The organism is Pleomorphomonas oryzae DSM 16300 (assembly GCF_000422965.1).
GTDB lineage: Bacteria > Pseudomonadota > Alphaproteobacteria > Rhizobiales > Pleomorphomonadaceae > Pleomorphomonas > Pleomorphomonas oryzae.
The window spans coordinates 22,088-40,047 of sequence record NZ_AUHB01000001.1; the positions used below are offsets into that span (position 1 = coordinate 22,088).

At 63.7% G+C, this 17,960-nt stretch carries 19 protein-coding genes and 3 tRNA genes; 6 read left to right on the forward strand and 16 right to left on the reverse strand.

Annotated elements, in window-relative coordinates; all coding sequences use genetic code 11:
- Nucleotide 1: 1 nt before the first annotated feature.
- Nucleotides 2-1,396: a glucose-6-phosphate dehydrogenase gene (gene zwf, locus G522_RS0100090; protein ID WP_026789307.1), complete on the forward strand. Its 1,395-nt coding sequence runs from the start codon at nt 2-4 to the stop codon at nt 1,394-1,396.
- A gap of 97 nt (nt 1,397-1,493) precedes the next feature.
- On the opposite strand, the gene G522_RS0100095 is transcribed toward zwf, so the two are convergent.
- Nucleotides 1,494-3,185, reverse strand: coding sequence for a sensor domain-containing diguanylate cyclase (locus tag G522_RS0100095; RefSeq protein ID WP_084632626.1), 1,692 nt, complete (start codon nt 3,183-3,185; stop codon nt 1,494-1,496).
- Nucleotides 3,186-3,612: 427 nt separating this feature from the next.
- Complete coding sequence (locus tag G522_RS29850) at nt 3,613-3,771, reverse strand: DUF3563 domain-containing protein (protein WP_156886772.1); 159 nt, start codon at nt 3,769-3,771, stop codon at nt 3,613-3,615.
- Nucleotides 3,772-4,265: 494 nt separating this feature from the next.
- Here G522_RS29850 and G522_RS0100105 point away from each other — a divergent pair, with 494 nt between their 5' ends.
- Nucleotides 4,266-4,694, forward strand: coding sequence for a Ros/MucR family transcriptional regulator (locus tag G522_RS0100105; protein ID WP_026789309.1), 429 nt, complete (start codon nt 4,266-4,268; stop codon nt 4,692-4,694).
- 162 nt (nt 4,695-4,856) lie between these two features.
- Here G522_RS0100105 and G522_RS29855 read toward each other — a convergent pair whose 3' ends face one another.
- Complete coding sequence (locus G522_RS29855) at nt 4,857-5,015, reverse strand: DUF3563 family protein (RefSeq protein ID WP_156886773.1); 159 nt, start codon at nt 5,013-5,015, stop codon at nt 4,857-4,859.
- 271 nt (nt 5,016-5,286) lie between these two features.
- Between G522_RS29855 and G522_RS0100115 the strand changes: the two genes are divergently transcribed.
- Nucleotides 5,287-5,682, forward strand: a complete 396-nt coding sequence (locus tag G522_RS0100115; protein ID WP_084632627.1) for a VHL beta domain-containing protein — start codon at nt 5,287-5,289, stop codon at nt 5,680-5,682.
- A gap of 25 nt (nt 5,683-5,707) precedes the next feature.
- Here the strand turns inward: G522_RS0100115 and G522_RS0100120 are convergent, their stop codons facing one another.
- Nucleotides 5,708-6,160 carry a hypothetical protein gene (locus tag G522_RS0100120; protein ID WP_156886774.1) on the reverse strand — a complete coding sequence of 151 codons (453 nt, stop codon included), beginning with the start codon at nt 6,158-6,160 and terminating at the stop codon, nt 5,708-5,710.
- Nucleotides 6,141-6,659 (reverse strand): hypothetical protein, encoded by a 519-nt coding sequence (locus tag G522_RS29860; protein WP_156886775.1) that lies wholly within the window; start codon nt 6,657-6,659, stop codon nt 6,141-6,143. Before G522_RS29860 ends, G522_RS0100120 begins: the two co-directional genes overlap by 20 nt.
- A gap of 126 nt (nt 6,660-6,785) precedes the next feature.
- On the opposite strand from G522_RS29860, the gene G522_RS0100130 reads away from it, so the two are divergent.
- Nucleotides 6,786-6,971: a hypothetical protein gene (locus G522_RS0100130; protein WP_026789313.1), complete on the forward strand. Its 186-nt coding sequence runs from the start codon at nt 6,786-6,788 to the stop codon at nt 6,969-6,971.
- Nucleotides 6,972-7,388: 417 nt separating this feature from the next.
- Here the strand turns inward: G522_RS0100130 and G522_RS28710 are convergent, their stop codons facing one another.
- The 7 genes from G522_RS28710 to G522_RS0100165 form a co-directional block, all read right to left on the reverse strand.
- Nucleotides 7,389-8,498: a class I SAM-dependent methyltransferase gene (locus G522_RS28710; protein ID WP_169453442.1), complete on the reverse strand. Its 1,110-nt coding sequence runs from the start codon at nt 8,496-8,498 to the stop codon at nt 7,389-7,391.
- A gap of 412 nt (nt 8,499-8,910) precedes the next feature.
- Nucleotides 8,911-8,984, reverse strand: a tRNA-Gly gene (locus tag G522_RS0100140).
- Between the two features lie 37 nt (nt 8,985-9,021).
- The gene (locus G522_RS24870; RefSeq protein WP_084632628.1) at nt 9,022-10,059 is read right to left on the reverse strand and encodes an aminotransferase class V-fold PLP-dependent enzyme; all 1,038 of its coding nucleotides are present in this window, start codon (nt 10,057-10,059) and stop codon (nt 9,022-9,024) included.
- Nucleotides 10,056-10,841, reverse strand: coding sequence for an ATP-binding cassette domain-containing protein (locus G522_RS0100150; RefSeq protein ID WP_026789314.1), 786 nt, complete (start codon nt 10,839-10,841; stop codon nt 10,056-10,058). The genes G522_RS24870 and G522_RS0100150 overlap by 4 nt, the downstream gene beginning before the upstream one ends.
- A complete protein-coding gene (locus G522_RS0100155; protein ID WP_026789315.1) occupies nt 10,838-11,620 on the reverse strand; it encodes an ABC transporter ATP-binding protein in 783 nt (260 codons plus the stop codon). The genes G522_RS0100150 and G522_RS0100155 overlap by 4 nt, the downstream gene beginning before the upstream one ends.
- Nucleotides 11,617-12,444 carry an ABC transporter permease gene (locus G522_RS0100160; protein ID WP_026789316.1) on the reverse strand — a complete coding sequence of 276 codons (828 nt, stop codon included), beginning with the start codon at nt 12,442-12,444 and terminating at the stop codon, nt 11,617-11,619. The genes G522_RS0100155 and G522_RS0100160 overlap by 4 nt, the downstream gene beginning before the upstream one ends.
- Nucleotides 12,441-13,430, reverse strand: a complete 990-nt coding sequence (locus G522_RS0100165; RefSeq protein WP_026789317.1) for an ABC transporter permease — start codon at nt 13,428-13,430, stop codon at nt 12,441-12,443. Before G522_RS0100165 ends, G522_RS0100160 begins: the two co-directional genes overlap by 4 nt.
- A gap of 178 nt (nt 13,431-13,608) precedes the next feature.
- Between G522_RS0100165 and G522_RS0100170 the strand changes: the two genes are divergently transcribed.
- Nucleotides 13,609-14,028 carry a GNAT family N-acetyltransferase gene (locus G522_RS0100170; RefSeq protein ID WP_026789318.1) on the forward strand — a complete coding sequence of 140 codons (420 nt, stop codon included), beginning with the start codon at nt 13,609-13,611 and terminating at the stop codon, nt 14,026-14,028.
- A 61-nt stretch (nt 14,029-14,089) separates the two neighbouring features.
- Here G522_RS0100170 and G522_RS0100175 read toward each other — a convergent pair whose 3' ends face one another.
- From G522_RS0100175 to G522_RS0100185, 3 genes are all read right to left on the reverse strand, one after another.
- Nucleotides 14,090-14,512 carry a hypothetical protein gene (locus tag G522_RS0100175; protein WP_026789319.1) on the reverse strand — a complete coding sequence of 141 codons (423 nt, stop codon included), beginning with the start codon at nt 14,510-14,512 and terminating at the stop codon, nt 14,090-14,092.
- Between the two features lie 296 nt (nt 14,513-14,808).
- Nucleotides 14,809-14,883, reverse strand: a tRNA-Thr gene (locus tag G522_RS0100180).
- A gap of 70 nt (nt 14,884-14,953) precedes the next feature.
- Nucleotides 14,954-15,796, reverse strand: a complete 843-nt coding sequence (locus tag G522_RS0100185; RefSeq protein WP_026789320.1) for a TrmH family RNA methyltransferase — start codon at nt 15,794-15,796, stop codon at nt 14,954-14,956.
- Nucleotides 15,797-16,007: 211 nt separating this feature from the next.
- Here G522_RS0100185 and G522_RS0100190 point away from each other — a divergent pair.
- Nucleotides 16,008-16,092: transfer RNA gene (locus G522_RS0100190), tRNA-Tyr, on the forward strand.
- A 236-nt stretch (nt 16,093-16,328) separates the two neighbouring features.
- On the opposite strand, the gene G522_RS0100195 is transcribed toward G522_RS0100190, so the two are convergent.
- Entirely contained in the window at nt 16,329-17,948 is a 1,620-nt protein-coding gene (locus G522_RS0100195; RefSeq protein WP_026789321.1) for a dihydroxyacetone kinase subunit DhaK, read from the reverse strand.
- Nucleotides 17,949-17,960 lie beyond the last annotated feature (12 nt).

A 17,960-nucleotide genomic window follows, 5' to 3' on the forward strand; every position in this document is an offset into this window, starting at 1 on the left:
CATGCCCAGAGTCATCAAAGAAGCCCGCAACGGACGGTCGGACGCTCTCGTCATCTTTGGCGCCACCGGCGACCTCGCCCGCAAGATGATCTATCCGTCGCTCTATCAGATGGTGCGGCGCGGCAATCTCAACGAACCCATCGTCGGCGTTGCCCGCGATAGCTGGAGCGTCGAGAAGCTGGTGGAGCGCGCCCGCGAGAGCATCGCCAGCTCCGGCGACATCGACGAGGCAACCTTCACCAAATTCGCCAGCCTGATGCGCTTCGTCCCCGGCGACTACCAGGACCCGACGACGTTCACCCGTCTCCAGGAGGCACTGTCGGACCGCCGGCGCGTGCTCTACTATCTCGCGATCCCGCCGTCGATGTTCGCCTCGGTGACCGCCGGCCTCAAGCAGGCCAACCTCTCGCTCGGCGCGCGTTTGATGGTCGAAAAGCCGTTCGGCCGCGACCTGCAATCGGCGCAGGAGCTCAACCGCGTTCTGCATACCGTCTTCAAAGAAGACGAGATTTTCCGCATCGACCACTATCTCGGCAAGGAGGCGATCCAGAACCTCCTCTACTTCCGCTTCGCCAACTCCTTCCTGGAGCCGTTGTGGAACCGCAACTACATCGACAGCGTGCAGATCACCATGGCCGAGAACTTCGGCGTCGAGGGGCGCGGCCGCTTCTATGAGGAGGTCGGCGCGTTGCGCGATGTGGTGCAGAACCACCTGATCAACGTGCTGCTGCTGCTCGCCACCGAACCGCCGGTCAACGCCCTCTCTGACGACCTGATCGACGAGAAGGTGCAGGTGCTGAAAGCCATCCGCCCGCTTGAGGAGCTCGACGTCGTCCGCGGCCAGTTCGAGGGCTATCGCAACGAACCGGGCGTTGCCGCCAACTCGCGGGTCGAGACCTTCGTGGCGGTGCGCCTGTTCATCGACACCTGGCGCTGGCAGGGCGTGCCCTTCTACATTCGCGCCGGCAAGAACCTGCCGGTGCGCGCCACCGAGGTGGTGGTCCGCTTCAAGCGGCCGCCGCTCGACGTGTTCGACCCGATCCGGCCGGGCGAAGCCAACTACATGCGCTTCCGCCTTGGTCCCGAGGTGGCGATCGGCATCGGCGCACGGCGCAAGGCCAACGGCGGCAACATGATCGGCGAGGCGGTGGAGCTCAGCGCCGTCAGCGACGGCATGGACAACCTCCTCCCCTATGAGCGGCTGATCGGCGACGCGATGAACGGCCGCCGCCAACTGTTCACCCGCGAGGACATGGCGGAACTTGCCTGGCAGATCGTCCAGCCGGTGCTCGATTCCGGCACGGCGCCGGCGCTCTACAAGCCGCTGACCTGGGGCCCCCGAGAGGCCATGGGCGGCTTTGAGCCGGTGGGCGGATGGGTCGATCCCCGGACCTGACGTTTTTCAGCGCCCGGCGGCCTGGAGCTGCCGGGCCGTTCCTCACAGCGTGGGACGGCTTTCATTCCGGCCTGATTGTCGGCACGGCATGACAGGCTCACGCGAGTTCGACGCGATTGCGGCCGTTTGCCTTGGCGCGGTAGAGCGCGGCGTCGACGCGGCGGAAGAAGGCGCCGGGGTCTTCTCCGCTGGCAACTTCGCCGACGCCGATGCTGACCGAGAGGCCGTCTGCCGGAAATCCTGCCTCGGCCACATGAGACCGAATGTCGTTGGCCAGAGATGAGGCGAACTCCAGCCCGGTGTCCGGCAGCAGGACCGCAAACTCCTCCCCACCCCATCGGGCAGCGCAATCCATTTCGCGCGACCGGAGCTGCAAGATGCCGGCGACATGCCGCAGCGTGTCGTCGCCAACGTCGTGGCCATAGCGGTCGTTGAGCTGTTTGAAGTGGTCGATATCGACCACCATCAGCGAATAGGGGCGCGCCTGGGCAAGGTGACGCTCGGCCGAGGTCTTCAGAGCCTGCTCGAAATGCCGGCGGTTCTTGAGTCCGGTCAATGAATCCGTCAGGGCCGCCGCCTCCAGGCGGGCCTCCAGCCGCTTGCGATCGGTGATGTCGAGAAGCACGCCGGTAAAAGCAACGTCGCCATTGGATTGCAAACGTGTCTTGGCCCGGCCAAGCAGCCACTTGCCGCCCTCCCTGCCGTTGATCTGAAACTCCCGCTCCCATGGCTGTTGCCATCTGGCCGATCGTTTGAGGCTGCGCAGGAGACCAATCCACCCGAAGCGTGGCAAGAAAGACGACAAGACTTCAGGCGAGGTCAGGTCGATCTCCGACGATATTCCAAGGAAACCTGTGGCTGCGGCGTTGAAATACGTGGGGCTGAAGCGACCGTTGGCAGCCATCACCGCCTGGAAGACGATGCCGGGAACCGAATTGATCAGGTCGGCAACCTGCTCTTCCTGCTCGCGCTGCTTGGTCAGATCGGTAAAGCTCAGAACGGAGCCCTGGATCCGATCGCCAACCCGGATCGGGCTGACGACAAGCCGGACGGGAAAGAGCGTACCGTCGGCTTTTCGCATGAAGCACTCGATCCCCTGAGCGGTGGGGCCGGTCGAGGCCATGCGGAGGATCGGGTGGATCTCGCCGCCGGCTTGCTCGCCGGCGTCGCCGAGAAATCGATGAATGCCGAGCTTGATGACCTCGCTCTCGTGAAGAACACCGAACGCCCTGACGGCTTCTGGATTGACGAAGGTGAAGGCTCCCGTATCGTCTATGCCGCAGACGCCCACGTTGACGCTGTCGAGCAGGAGACGATTGAACTGTTCGGCCTCGATCACCGCGGTGATATCCTGAACGATGCACAGCAGCAGCTTGCAGTCGGCCAGCTGCACCGGCCCGGCGTAGACTTGCACGTCGCGAATTGTTCCGTCTGCCAGCCGGTGGCGAAAGCGTTGCGGATAGTGCCCTCCCGCCCAGGAGGAGATCTCGCGCATCACCGGCAGCACCGCGCGGCCCAGCGTATTGATGTCCCAAACGTGGAGTTGCCGGAACGCCTCGCGGCTATAACCGTAGAACTCCAATGCCTTCTTGTTGGCATCGACCACAGCGCCATCGTCTTCCGGATTGATGAGCAGAATGGGTGCGGAGTTCGTCCCGAACAGCGTGTCGAAGATAGCGCAGAACGCTTCGTTCTTGGCTGAGCAGCGTAGCGGCGTGCCTTTACACCCTGGCTCAGAACACACGGCGGCCAGATGACCACCCTCCGAAGCGCTACAACGCTGTTCCATTATCAGACCTCGCGATCGTTGACCGGCAGGCTGTCGATAAATCGTCCATCAGCTCCATTGCTTACCAGACTACCTTAGAAATTTTCAAATATCTATAAGCCCACGAAAACACTGGCGATTTGACAACTTGCGGTATATCGCCCGCTGCGTGATGAAAACCGGAACGCCCCTCGCCGGAGCCGGTCCCGATAATCGAATGGCGGAAGAGCGCTTCATCGTCGCCAACGGCGGCTCCGCTGCGTCCATCACAGGCCCAGGCGCCCCATTGAGCAGCACCACTGCTTGTTGCAGTTCACTCTCGCTATTTGCCGCCGACCTGCCATGAGATCTGCGTCAGCACCGTCTCGGAAACGACAAAGCGCCCGAACCGGTCAGGTCGAGCGCTCAACGTCGTGTCGATCGGGGCGGTCAAACCGCCTTGGGATCCTCAGAGACCGAGGTTCCGGTTGAAGTTGCGGCGGCTGAGGTTGCGCTCGCGAGCTTCGAGGTCGTAGCGGTCACCGGCTTCGTAGATATAGGCCAGTTCCATCTCTTCGGTGGTCGGAACGCGGAGGGCCTTGGCGGCACGCTTGAGGGTGGCGAACATTTCGGTTTTCCTTGTTTCAGACCGGAGGTTTCCGGCCTCTTTTCTCTGTTCTTCTGATGTCCTCAATATAAGCCCGGAGACGCCTGTGACCTAATCGCAAGTTCTGAAAGTCATCTTCAGATTCTCTTTGGATAGGAGTGGCGTTAGCGGGATCGCGACGACGACGCGCTGTTGTAGCCGCCCGGCGAAGGATCGGCGGCGGGGCGGATTGGCGCCCACACCTTCATGGCGGGCTGTCTGGTCTCCGGCTATCCGCTGGCCACCATCGCCCCTCGTCCATCGGGAGCGCGGGCCTGTGGCGCCGGGATTGAAATCGAACAGTACACACGTGAGAGTATAGAGGCTAACCGCCAATTCTGGATTTCAACAACACAAACTAGGGTCGACCATTCAATATATAATTACGCGTCGGACAAAACTATTATGTTGATCAATTGCCCCTCGAAGAGTAGGGAGTGTATTCAAGATTCTTGCTTATATTTGGAGCCATCCTCGTGGACGATTACGACAAACTGACCACGCTCGATCTGACGGCAAGCATTGTTGCCGCCTATGTCGGCAACAACTCCGTTCCGGTGCCGGAAATGCCCGCGCTCATCGCCAGCGTTCACAGCACCCTGGCTCGCGTACGCGCTGGCAATGGCGAGAGCCAAAGCCAGGAGGTTGCAGCGGAGCCCGCCAAGCCAGCCGTTTCGATCAAGAAGTCCATCACGCCGGACTATCTCATCTGTCTTGAGGATGGGAAGAAGTTCAAGTCGCTGAAGCGCCATCTGCGCACCCACTACGACATGTCGCCCGACGAGTACCGGGCGAAGTGGAACCTGCCGAGCGATTACCCGATGGTTGCGCCGAACTATGCTGAGGCGCGTTCCAACCTCGCCAAGCAGATGGGCCTCGGCCAGCAGCGCAAGCGCTCCGCCTGACCCTTCGACAACAAGACCGCCAAAGCCCCGCCCTCACCGGTGGGGTTTTGTGTTTCGGCATCATCTTCGACCAGGCCGCAAGAACGACAAAGCGCCCGAACCGGTCAGGTTTCGAGCGCTCGACGTCGTGGTCAGCCTTGTCGGCTTTCCGCCGTCAGATCCTCAGAGGCCGAGGCCCCGGTTGGCAACGCGGCGGCTGAGGTTGCGCTCGCGGGCTTCCAGGTCGTAGCGGTCGCCAGCTTCGTTGAGGTAGGCCAGATCGCGCTCGGCCTGGGTGGGAACGCGGAGGAGCTTGGCGGTACGCTTGAGGGTGGCGAACATCTCGGTTTTTCCTTCTTCCAGACCGGAGGTTTCCGGCCTCTTTCTCTCATTTCTTTTGCACCCTCAATATAGGCCCGGAGGCGCCTGCGACCTAATCGCAAGTTCTGAAGGTCACCTTCAGATTCTCTGTCGGCAGATCCGCTCCGGGGGGCGGAGCTCGTGGTTTTGGCGCCCGAACGCCATTCAGAAAAATACGTAGAGATCCATTGCTTTTGTTTAGCTTTTATGGTGACTCCGCATATGAGCCAGCTGTTCGGGGGACGGTCGTGTCATGCTCAGAAATCTATTGGGTGCCGCCATTTTATCAGCGGTCGCGCTTCAAGCGCTGCCCGCTTCTGCCGGTGGATGCGGAGACACGCAGCCGCCATCGCCTGCCACAAACATTCCAACCGGCATCCGGTTCACCAATGCCACCCAATATGCGATGCGCATCTATTGGGCGGACTTCGACGGGCAACTGAAAGAATACGCACTGGTTCAGCCGGAAGAGACCGTCGGCTTCGATACTTACGTGCATCATCGCTGGTATGCGGAACTCTACACGCCGATCGACACCGCCTGCGCCGGCCCAATTTCGGCTCCAGACACAGAAACCTGCGACATGCGCTTTGTGTTCAATGAGGACACGGGGGAGATCCTCATGGATGGTGGCTATTGCGACAACTGATAGGGCCAGGTCTCAGGCCTCATGCTCAACCAGGATAGGCATCTGCCGGCGGGCGACATTTTGGATCAAACGCCTGAAGCGTCACTTTTGGCAACGACCTCCGCCCCTTCAGCGGCACCACGCGCTCCACCCTGCCCTCCATCAGCCGCCGATACCGCCACAGCGCGGCCCGTGCCTTTCCCCATTCGTCCAGCGCCAGCGCGCGGAGCTGGGGTGGGGATGGCGGAAAGGAGAGGTTCGGCTTGTCGGCGAGGACGGCCACCTCGCCCTTGAGCCAGCGCTTGGCAGCAGCCTCGACCGTCCAAGCCGGCACGTCCTCAAGGGCGATCTCATAGGCCTCCGAGCGGGCATCTATGACGGCTTCGCTGATGTTGCTAGCGGGAAACACCACGAGGAGCTTGGCGGCCTCCTGAAGCGCCGCCACGGAACCGGGCTTGGCCTCGGCACGCGGCGCAACTTCATCGACCAACCGCGACAAGATCGATCGTTCGTCCGGGGTAAGCGCCCGGCTCAAGGTCGGGGTCCGACTCGCCGCCTCCTCTGGCCGCAAGGTGCGCTCCAGCTCGGCGAGCGAAGGCGGCAAGGATAGCGTCTTGGGGTGAGGTTGCGGCTGGACGGGAAGTGCTGCGGGACGTGCGGGAGAGTTGGACAGGGTTCGGCTCCGGTGCGGGTTTCAGGCGGGTGTCGCGGGCTTGGTAGACGGCTTTGGTGAAGTAGCTCCAGGAACGGATGCTCGACGGTCTGGCACGGCTGCATCGGGCCTGGATGGTCGGGAGGATATCGGCCTTGAGGTCGCAGCCATTGCGGATCCAGTTCATCGGATCGGAGAGCACGAGCAGCCCCGGCGCCGAGGCGGGCTTGGCCAGCGCCCTCCCCCCGGCATCGGCCAGCTCACGAGCCAACGTTTCGCCATCCGGCTCCGAGATCGGCCCGGAAGTCGGCCCAGGAATCGGCATCGAGGCCGACATCGGTTCCATCACCGGTTCTGAAGCCGTGTCGCGCGCCTCATCCGGTGTAGTCTGGGGGGATATAGGGGGGTGTTTGGGGGTGTGGGGGAAAGAGGGGGGACGGGGGGTGTCGGATGACTGACCGGTGACCGTCGCGTGACCGTCACGCTTCCTGTCCCTCTCACGCTGCTGGCGCTTGCGCTCGGTCGCCCTGGCGCGCCGCTCGGCCTCGACAACCAGCCCTTCCTCAACTGCACGAACGGCGATGACGATGGCATCGATCGGGGCACCAGTGGCCGCCAGTTCTTCGATGAGGCGGGCGATGCTCATTGCTCGCCCTGACTTGCCCGTATCTGCACGTCCGCCTCCCGGTATGAAAGGGAATTTGCCCAACATTGCAAGGGCGTAGGTGCGCTTGCGGTGTGGTCTATTCATAGGGGAGGAAGGTTGGCGTGCTGAAACGAGGCGCCCAGATAGGGCGCTCATCGCCAGCTTTGGAAAGACGAGCAAGGCCGGCGTTCAAAGAACGCCCACCCCACCCGCTATCGCGCGCAATCTCTATCGCGGAGAACGGACCGCTCCAGCCATTGATGCCGACGTCTACCCCGGGAGAGACTGTCATGCCGAGATTCTAGCCGCTGTCGAACACGAGACAGGCTACGTTCAGGACACAGATACTTATGACGTCTGCCGGCAAATGGATTTCAAGACCAACGCTAGATTAATTCTTTACGACAGGCCCCATCCCGTGCCCCATGGCTACTTCCTGGAGGCTCGGGAAACCCGAGCCAGGAAAGTCAATACTCTGCCGATCTTCGCTCGTAAACCTTTCGCAGGCTTCGCATGCAAAGTAACGGCCGTCGCACGATTAGCCGACGCTGCGAGGCCCCTTACTCTGACTACATCTTCGGAGTTTGCGCGAGCCGGTGATATTCTCTCCAAATATTCCAGCGCTATGTCCGGGCGTGCTTCAGCGAATTCCGCCGCGATTTCCAGAGCGCAATCGTCTATTTTCTCTTGCGAGATGAAGTGATCGAAAATTAGTCGCGATGCCTGCACCCGGCCACTGGCAATAGCCTTTTTTGCTGCCGAAACCGCTCTTTTAGTCCGCTCCTCCGTCGTTTCGGCTCGCGTCAGGACGGCGTAGTAGTTAGCGGCCTTAACCTTGTCATTACCCTGAAGACTGTTAAAGCGCTTCTCATCCTCGTGGTAACGACGACGAAACTCGCCAACGGCTGCTTCTGATCGTTCTCGCGAATTGTTGACGAAATAGTCGTATTCCTGAAGATCTAATTCGTACTTGCCAAGGTCATCATCGATCACAACCATGTTTTCTGTTGTAAGCAGAAATCTCAGTGAATCCGGCGAGCGAGCGTTTATATGCCCATAACTTGGGCCTAGTGCATGGTAAACCTCGTCGTGCAAAACGTTACAGTCCATAGGTATTTCAATAACTTGGAATTTTGAGACACGCAAAATCTCGCGCAGGAGCGCTCGTTCATGCTCCACGTGTTCCAGGACGTGTGAGAGCACTACTAAATCAAATGCATTGTCTTGGAAGGGAAGACTGTAGCCATCGAAGACCTGGCATGAACGCAGACCACTAATGTTCTGCTCCAGAATGACCTCTACGCCCGATTTCGATATTTCGACTGCATGCATGTTATCGCAAAAGTGTTTATCAGAAAGCGAGCGAAGAATAGCACCATCACCGGCCCCGACCTCAAGAAGACTCTCGGGCTTGATACCGTTTCTGTCGCAAAGCGCGATGACATGCCCGGCTTTCCCCTTTGAACCGAGCAATCTCCATGCTGTCGGTTTCTCGTAAGTGGTCTCCTCAACGACCACATTGATGTGAAGTTCCGGCATTGTGGAGTCGCTCCCCTCCCTGAAACACAGCCGGACACTATCCAGGTCAGCCATACGGCGCAAGCTTATGGCGCCTAAGAGGAAACTGCTTTCATCCCATCCGAACCGGAATGTCGGACGGGCGGAAGAGGTTCGCTTCAAATCAAGTCCGAGATAATAAACGTTCTGTACAAACTACCTATATAAAAGCATTAACAGCGCATTATTCAGTTAATCTAAAGATCACATTAATTCACCACCCAGTAGATTCAGCGTCTACAGCCCCAAAATCATGAATAACATCTATATACAAACCTGATTATAAATCCTAGATATGCGGAAATGACATTGCTTTACAGCACAATAATATCGCCAATCCAAACCTATACGAGGATTTCCCGCAACGCACATGCACTGAATTGACAGAGAATTTTGGAGCGGGTGAAGGGAATCGAACCCTCGTATTCAGCTTGGAAGGCTGCTGCTCTACCATTGAGCTACACCCGCTTCGAGGCGGGATGTTTAGGGAGACGCGGGCGGCTTGTCAACGGCGGAGGGCGGCGGTGAGGGCCGAGATCATGGCATGCACCACGGCCGGATCGGCGCGGCGGCCGGTGTGGTTGAGGCGGATGAGGCGGTCGGCTCCCGCTCCGACACCCAGAGAGAATTCCGGGTCGCTGGCTCTGAGGCGTTCGAGGAGCTGGACGATGTCGATATCGGCCGGCACCGCAAAAGTCGTGACCAGATGCGAGCCTTCCTCCTGTGACGCCCAAGGCGTCAGGCCGAGCGCCTCCAGGCCGTCGCGGGCGGCGGTGGCGGCTTCGCTGTGGCGGTCGATGATGGCGTCGATTCCCTCGGCCTCTACCCGGTCGAGCGCAGCGGCTAGCGCCCAGAGTTCTAGCGGCGACGGCGTGCCCGGCAGCGCACCCCTGCCAGCGTCGAGCCAAAGGCGTTTCTGGTCGACGAGCGACAGTGTCGAGGTAACAGGGGCATCGGGCCAGTCGATCTCGATCCAGGCGCGCTGGCTGACGGCGACGGCGGAGATGCCGGCCGGCCCGGCCAACGCTTTCTGCGGGCCAGCCACGACAATGTCGGCCCCCATCGCGTCGGCGGCGAGGGGATGTCCACCCAGCGAAGCCACCGCATCGACCACCGTCAGCATGTCGCGCTCGCGGGCAAGGCGCAGGATGGCCTCCAACGGGTTGCAGATGCCGCTCGCCGATTCCGCATGCACCACCGCCAGCAGCCTGGCATCGGGATGGGCGTCGAGCGCTGCCGCCACCGCCCGCGCACTGATCGGCCTTGCCGCTTCGGCGCGGATCTCGATGACGTTGGCGCCGGCCCGCCGCAGCCAGCGGCCAAACCAGATGCCATAGGGGCTGGTGACGATGTTGATGGCCTTGACGCCTGGCCGGCCGAGGCTGGCCGCCACGGCTTCGAGCGCCACCACCGCCTCGGCCTGGATGAGCAGCACGTCGCCCGACGTGCCGATCAGCCGGGCGAAACGGTCGGCGAGGCCGGCGACGCGGTCGGCGGGAAAGGCTGGCGGATCGAGAAGGGCGGCGGGGTCGAAATCGCTCATGCTCTGGGCTCCCTCTTGAGGCGCGGCACGGCGTCGATCAGATCCAGAAGGGTGTCGGAAGACGGCACGGCCAGAACATTCGCAGCCGGTCCTTCCTCGACGATGCGTCCCTCGGCCATCACGGCGATGCGGTGGGAGACGGCGCGCACCACCGCGAGGTCGTGCGAGATGAAGAGATAGGCGACGCCGGTTTCCCGCTGCAGGCCGACCAACAGCTCCAGGATGCGCCCGCGCACCGAAACGTCGAGCGCCGACACCGCCTCGTCGAGGACGACAAGGCGCGGCCGGACGGCGATGGCGCGGGCGATGGCCACCCGCTGGCGCTGGCCGCCGGAGATGTCGCGGATCGACCGGTCCATCAGGCCGGACGGCAGGCCGACGCGGTCGACGAGGCGGGCCACTTCGGCGGCGCGCTCCGCCTTGGGAACCACGGAGTGGATGCGCAAGGCGTCGGCAACGACGCCGCCCACCGTGGCGCGCGGGTTGAAAGCGGCGAGCGGGTCCTGAAACACCATCTGCATGTGCCGCCGGGCGGCGCGCAGGCGGCCGCCGCCGAGCGCCAGCCAGTCGTCGCCCAGGAAGGCGATGGAGCCGCTCTCCGGCGCGATGAGGCGGGTCAGCACGCGCGCCAGCGTCGACTTGCCGCAGCCTGAGCCGCCGACCAGCCCCAGCGTTTCTCCGGGGGCGATGGTCAGCGACACGTCGTCGAGCGCGGTGACATGGCGGCCGCCGCTCGTAAAGGTTCGGCTGAGGTCGCGGGCGATGAGGAGCGGTTCGGTCATGGCGCCTCCCCGATGAGGGGTGGTGTGGCCAGATCGATATGGGCTGCTATCAGCGCCGCCGTCTCGGCTGCCTTGGGAGCGGCAACTACTTGGGCGGCCGGTCCCAGTTCGACGAGGCGTCCCTCGGCCATCACCGCGACACGGTCGGCGATGCCGGAGGCCAGCGCCAGATCGTGGGTGACGAACACCAGCGTCATGCCATCGGCGCGCACCAGTTCGACGAGGAGATCGACGATGGCCGCCTGCACCAGCACGTCGAGCGCCGAGGTCACCTCGTCGGCGATCAACAGGCGCGGCCGGGCGGCGATGGCGGCGGCGATGGCCACCCGCTGGCGCTGGCCGCCGGAGAGCTGATGCGGATAGGCGCGGGCGATGCGCTGCGGCTCCGGCAGGTGAACGCGGGTGAGCAGGCGCACGGCTTTGGCGTCAGCAGCGCGGCGGCTGAGGCCGAGATGGCGGCGCGCGCCCTCCCCCACCTGCTCGCCAATGCTGAGCACCGGGTTGAGGCTGGAGCCGGGGTCCTGGAACACATAGCCGATGTCGCGGCCGGCGCGCGGCGCGCCATCGAGGCCGGGCCAGCGAAGGGTGCCGGCAACCTCCGTCCGTTCAGGCAGCAGGCCGGCAATGGCGCGGGCCAGGGTCGATTTGCCGGAGCCGCTTTCGCCGATGATCGCCAGGATTTCCCCCGCCTCGATATCGAGCGACAGGCCGGTGAGCGCCGGTGCTGGGGCGCGGCGATAGGTGACGGTGAGATCGGAGAGGCTGGCGAGCGTCGTCATGGCTGCCCTCCCCGCCCCAGCGCCTCGCCGGCCGCCTCGCTGACCAGGTAGACGCCGAGCACGGCGGCGACGAGGCCGATGCCGGGAATAATCGACAGGAAAGGCGCGGCGCGCAGCACGTTGCGCCCCTCCGCGATCATCGAGCCCCAGGTGACGACGTTGGGGTCGCCGAGGCCGAGGAAGGACAGCGCGGCTTCGGTGAGGATGGCGGCCGCGACGATCACCGCCGCCAGCGCCAGCACCGGCGGCAGCGCGTTGGGCAGGATCTCCTTGAAGGCGATCTCAAGGGGATGCATGCCGATGACGCGGGCGGCGGCGACATAGTCGCGCTCGCGGATGCTGAGCACCTCGGCGCGGACCAGACGGGCCGGCTGCGCCCAGGACGACAGGGCGATGGCGACGATGACGGTGGGGAGCGAGCCGCCGGCCACCGACACGAAGGCCAGCGCCAGCAGGAATCCGGGCACGATCTGGAAGGCATCGACCACGCGCATCAGCGCCTCATCGACCAGCCGGCCGGCAAAGCCGGCGATGGTGCCCACCACCGACCCCAGCAGCACCGAGGCGGCCGCCGCCGCGATGCCGACGATCAGCGAGGTGCGGGCGCCGTGCAGGAGGCCGGCCAGCACGTCGCGGCCGAGCCGGTCGGTGCCGAACGGCAGCGCCGGATCGGAAAAAGGCGGCAGCAGCGCCGGGCCGGCGATGCGCAAGGGATCGCCAGGCGATATCCACGGCGCGAGCAGCGCCGCGGCGGCGATGACGGCCAGCAGGACGACGCCCACGGCGCCAGTCGGGATCGCAAGGAGCCGGCGCAGGAAGCTCATCGCACGGCCTCCGAAGCGCCGATGCGCGGGTCGAGCACCGCATAGACGAGATCGACGGCGAGGTTGACCAGGATCACCAGCACCGCCGACGTCAGGATGATGCCGATGAGGAGCGGCGCATCGCGGCCGGCCACCGCCTCCTGCGCCAGCCGCCCGAAGCCAGGGATGGCGAACACGCTCTCGATCACCACCGAGCCGCCCAGCATGCCGGCCGATTGCAGGCCGAGCACGGTGACGAGCGGCAGCAGCGCCGCCCTGACAACGTGACGCCAGACGATGCGGCGGCGCGTCAGGCCCTTGGCGCGTGCCGCCAGCACGAAGTCCTGCCGCCAGACCTCGGCCATGGCGGTGCGCATCACCCGGAGGAACAGGGCGAGATAGATGAAGCCGAGCGCGGCCACCGGCAACGCCAGATGGCGGGCGATGTCGAGGGCGCGGGCAAGCCCCTGCTTGCCGGACGCGATGGTCTCGATACCGGCGATCGGCAGCCACCTGAGCGACACCGAGAACACCAGCACCAGCACGAGCCCCAGCCAGAAGCCGGGAATGGCGTAGAGGGTCAGCGCACCGATGGAGAGCGCCCGGTCGCGGAAGGAACCGGGACGGCTGCCGGCGACGACGCCGAGCAGCGATCCCAGGCCGAAGGACAAGGCGGTAGCCGATCCCATCAGCAGCAGCGTGGTCGGCAGGCGTTCGAAAATCAGATCCTTGACCGGCCGTTCGAAGGCCACCGACCAGCCGAGATCGAGCCGGCCGAGCGCCGTGATATAGAGGATGAGGCGGGAGAGGAGCGATTGATCGAGCCCATATTGCGCCCGCAAGCCAGCGGCCAGCGCCGCGTCGCCACCACCTGATGACAGCAGATAGGCATCGACCGCGTCGCCCGGCGCCGCCTCCAGCAGCAGAAACGTGGCGACCACGACGATCAGCAGCACGGGAACGGCGCTGACCGCCCGCCGCCTGACGAGGATCAGGGCGCGATGCAAGCTTCAAGACTCCCGGCGGCTTTCTGGCCGAGAGGCCAGACATCTGGAACAGCCCATTTGAAATGCCTAGAGCCGCCGGAAGGCAAGGAAAAATAATCTCTTTGAGCCCGCCCGTCCCATGCCGTTGCGCGGCTCCTGGAAAGCAGCCATCGTCTGCTCCGCCAGCGGAGACAGCCAAATGATGGGTGAATATGCGGTGAGCGTCGAGGTGCCCGGCGTTGAAGACTATTGTCGCCTTCGCCGAATTGCCGGTCTCACGCCCCGAAGCGCAACGGCGGCAGCGGCCGGTCTTCCCAACACGGTTGTCGGCGTCCTGGTCAGGCAGGGCGAGGCCGTCGTCGGCATGGGGCGCGCCGTTGGCGATGGGCTCTGCTACCAAATTGTCGATATCGCCGTGGACCCAGCCCACCAGAAGCGCGGCCTTGGCAAGGCGATCATGTCAAACCTGATGCAGGAGCTCAAACAGCTCGCTCCGGCGGAAGCCTACGTTAGCCTGATCGCCGATGGCGACGCTAGGCACCTCTATGCCCAATACGGCTTCGACTCCACCGCGCCTGCCTCCATCGGCATGGCGCAGTGGATCGGAAAGAAGCTTTGAGTTGCTTGTCGCTCAGGAGGGCAATGACTCCATTGGAAAGGATCGAACTCCCGACCGCTGATTACCGGTCAAAAGATCTCCCCGCGCATTTGATTGCATCTGCATTTTTGTAAGAATCTTCCGGATTCTTTTGGCCAGCCGTGCAGTACGGTCTTACGAGCAACGAATAACCCTTACCTTGCAAGCACTTATCTATGAACCGGTGTCTCAGTCCCTGGTTCACGTCGTGCCCGTTTTGCGGATTGATACTCTGAGGAATTTCTTTGATGGAAGCGATCTTGCACGCATCAAAATCACGCTGCGTTTCGGGATCGCGAACGCCAGCTTTAAAAATCACCCGGCCAAACCCATTGTTGGCGGGAGCGGTCTGACAGGCAGCAAGAACGAGCCCGGCGATGGCCAGGATAGCAAAGCCAACACGCATAGTAGCCTCATTGAAATTATTGCCCTTGTACACCTTAGCGCAACCAGACCGGTCGGTCATCGCGCGACCGCTCGTCCGGCGAGCCGTTTGATCAACTAAGCGTTACTCGCGGCCGACAGTTCACTGGCTCTTTTCGACCCGTTCGCGGCTATCGTTGTCACGTGGAAAGTTGCCTGCAGAGTGGGAGCTCAAGCAGCTCGCCTCCGTGGAAGCCCACGTCGGCCTGAACACCGATGGTGACGCCACACATCTCCACGCCCAATACAGCTTTATACCCGCCGCGCCCGCATCCATCGGCATGGCGGCGCAACGGATCGGAACGAAATCTTGGGTTTGTTTGTGTCTCGAAAGGAGAATGGTGCCGGCGGAGAGGATTGAACTCCCGACCTTCGGTTTACAAAACCGCTGCACTACCGCTGTGCTACGCCGGCGCGGGTTTCCGAATAACCGAAGGCACGGTCAGGCGCAACCCTGCCCGTGCACCTCTTAGGCGTCCTATCGTCAAGCGCCGGCAATTGCCTTGCGCACCATGTAGAGCGACAGCACGGCGGCGTTGGAGACGTTGAGGCTCTTGATTTCGCCGGGCATGTCGATGCGGGCGAGCACATCGCAGAGGTCGCGGGTCCGCTGACGCAGCCCCTTGCCCTCGGCACCGAGCACCAGACAGACCGGCGCGGCAAAGCGCGCTTCGTCCAGCGCCTCCGGCGCCTCCGAATCGAGCCCCACCACCGTGAAGCCGGCCGCCTTCATTTCCTCGAGCGTGTCGCCGAGATTGCGGACCGTGGTCACCGGCACCACGTCGAGCGCGCCGGAGGCCGATTTGGCCAGCACGCCGGATTCGGCGGCGCTGTGACGCGTCGTCGTCAGCACGGCATCGACCGAGAAAGCCGTTGCCGACCGCAGGATGGCGCCGACGTTGTGCGGATCGGTCACCTGGTCGAGCGCCAGCACGAGACGGGCACCGGACAGGTCCACCGTCGTCAGTGGCTTCAGCGGCTGGACTTCCAGCGCGCAGCCCTGATGGACGGCCTCGGAGCCAAGCAGCCGGTCGAGAGAATAGGGAGAAGCCTCCTCGGCGGCGATCGGCAGCTTGCCCTCGGGAAAACGCTCGGCAAGGCGGGCCTGGGCGTTGCGGGTGGCGAGCAGGCGCAGAGCGACCCGGCGGGGATTCTTCAGCGCGAATTCCACCGTGTGCAGGCCGTAGAGCCACAGCGCCTCGCCCGCCTCGCGCTCGCGCTTGGGGCGGGGGCGGAATTCGCGCGGGCCGAATTTACCGGCGGGCCGGCCCTGCGGCCGCCCAGGACGTTTGCCGGGGCGTTTGGGGGAAGAGGTTTCGTCAGACATGCCGCGCTTATAGCCGCGACGCCCGTCCGGCGCCAGTGGCGCGGCTTTTTCTTCGGGCTCATGCACCGGCCGACCGGCCGACCATCGGCGACCGCTTCAGGCCGATTGCGTTGTCGACAAAACAATCGGGCGGTGGGGTTGACAGCGCCCGGCATGGTCGCCATAAGAGCGCCCGTTCAGCTGACGTCTTCGGGCAGCGGCGGAGCAGGATGGGAGAATGTCCCGAGTGGCAAAGGGGGCGGACTGTAAATCCGCTGGCTAAGCCTTCGTAGGTTCGAGTCCTACTTCTCCCACCATCTCTTTTTCCACGCATAGCCTCCTGATAAGCACTGGTTTCGCTGCGGCGTGTTTCGCGGTGGAGATGTCGCGCTCGGCTGGCTGTCGCAGTGAATTGCGGCTCTGCGCCATCGAATGGATCGCTCGGATGCTACCGGATGCAGACTGTTTGGCAGGCGTGCGGAGGGGGCAGGAACGCAACCAACGTCACGATTCCCGCCCCTTTGCCATTAGTCGAGACCGACCGCCGTTGTGGCTACCCGCTCAGCGCCTCGAACAATCGCGCCACCGCCTCCGCGCCGGGGTCGGCGTGGCCGGCCAGCTTTTCGGCGTTCACATAGGCGGCGCGGCCGGCCTTGGCGACACTCAGCGTCGCGGTATGGTCCGCGCCCTTTCGCGCCGCCGTCGCCGCGGCGGCAAGGCCGTCTTTCAGGGCTGAAAGCGCCGGCTGCAGGGCGTCGATCATGGTGCGGTCGCCCAGCCTTGCCCCGCCGATTTCCTGCATGCGCGCCAGCCCGGCCATCAGCGCGTCGCGCATGGGCAATCCGCTGGAGGCCGCGTCGCCGGCCGCCGCGAAGAAGATCGCCAGCAGCACGCCCGACGACCCGCCCATGGTCTGGCTGAACTCAAGCCCGATCGCCCGATAGAGCTGGGTATGGTCGGCAAGCGGCAGGTGATCCAAAGCGCCCAACAGAGCCCTCGCCGCGCCGGCAAGGGTCGACCCGGTGTCGCCGTCTCCCGATTTTGCGTCCAGCGCGTTCAGTTCGGCTTCCAGCGAGATCATGATGTTGCAACACCTGACGAGAAAGTCGCGGGTCGCCGGATGCTGCGAGGGAATCGGCAGAATCGGCCTCAGGCCATCGGGAAGGGCCAAGACGGCGGGGGCGCTGACCCGATGGCAGCCGGGCCAGGCGGACATGGCAACCGGGCTCAGTAGCGACGCCTCGTCATCGGGCGTCAGCGGACAGATCGACACCGAGGCGCCGCGCATGTCGAGCGAGGTCATCATGGCGGCCGGCCCGACGATGAACCTGATCTTCCTGCCCAGCTCCGAGCGCAGCAACTCGTAGGCCAGCACCGACATTTCCAGCACGGAGGCGCCGCCGAGATTGTTGAGCAGAGCGACATACTCCCTGTCGCCGGCTTGCGCCGCCAGCTTGTCGATCATCGCCGCCATCGCCTGCTCGGCGCCGAGAAAGTCGATCTGCTCGACACCCGGCTCGCCGTGAATACCGAGGCCCAGTTCGGCCTTGCCGGGCGCAATGCGGCTTTCCTTGGCCGAACCGGGCACGGTGCAGGTGTCGAGCGACATGCCGATCGACCGGGTACCAGCAATGATCCTTTCGGCGGCGCTGGTGACCGTCGCCAGATCGCAGCCTTTCTCGGCGAGATCGCCGGCCACCTTGTGCACGAACAGCGTGCCGGCCAATCCGCGCGATTGTGGCAGATTGGGCAATGCAATGTCGTCGTCGACGATGACCATGCTCACCTTGAGGCCGAAGGCGCGCGCCCGTTCGGCGGCGAGGCCGAAGTTCAGCCGGTCGCCGGTGTAGTTCTTGACCACCAAGAGGCAGCCCTGAGGTCCGGTGACGGCCAGAATTCCGGCCAGCACCGCATCGACGGACGGCGAGGCGAAGACGTCGCCGCAAACCGCGGCCGTCAGCATGCCCGGCCCGACGAAGCCGACATGCGCCGGCTCGTGCCCCGAGCCACCGCCAGAGACGATGGCGACCCGGCTCTTGTCCCAATCCGCCCGCATCACCACGCGGATATGCGGGAAGCCGTCCAGCCTAACGAGGCGCCCTCCCGAGGCCATCACCGCCCCTTCGATCGCCTCGGTGACGATGTTCTCACGCTTGTTCATGAACTGCGTCATGTTGGTCCCCCC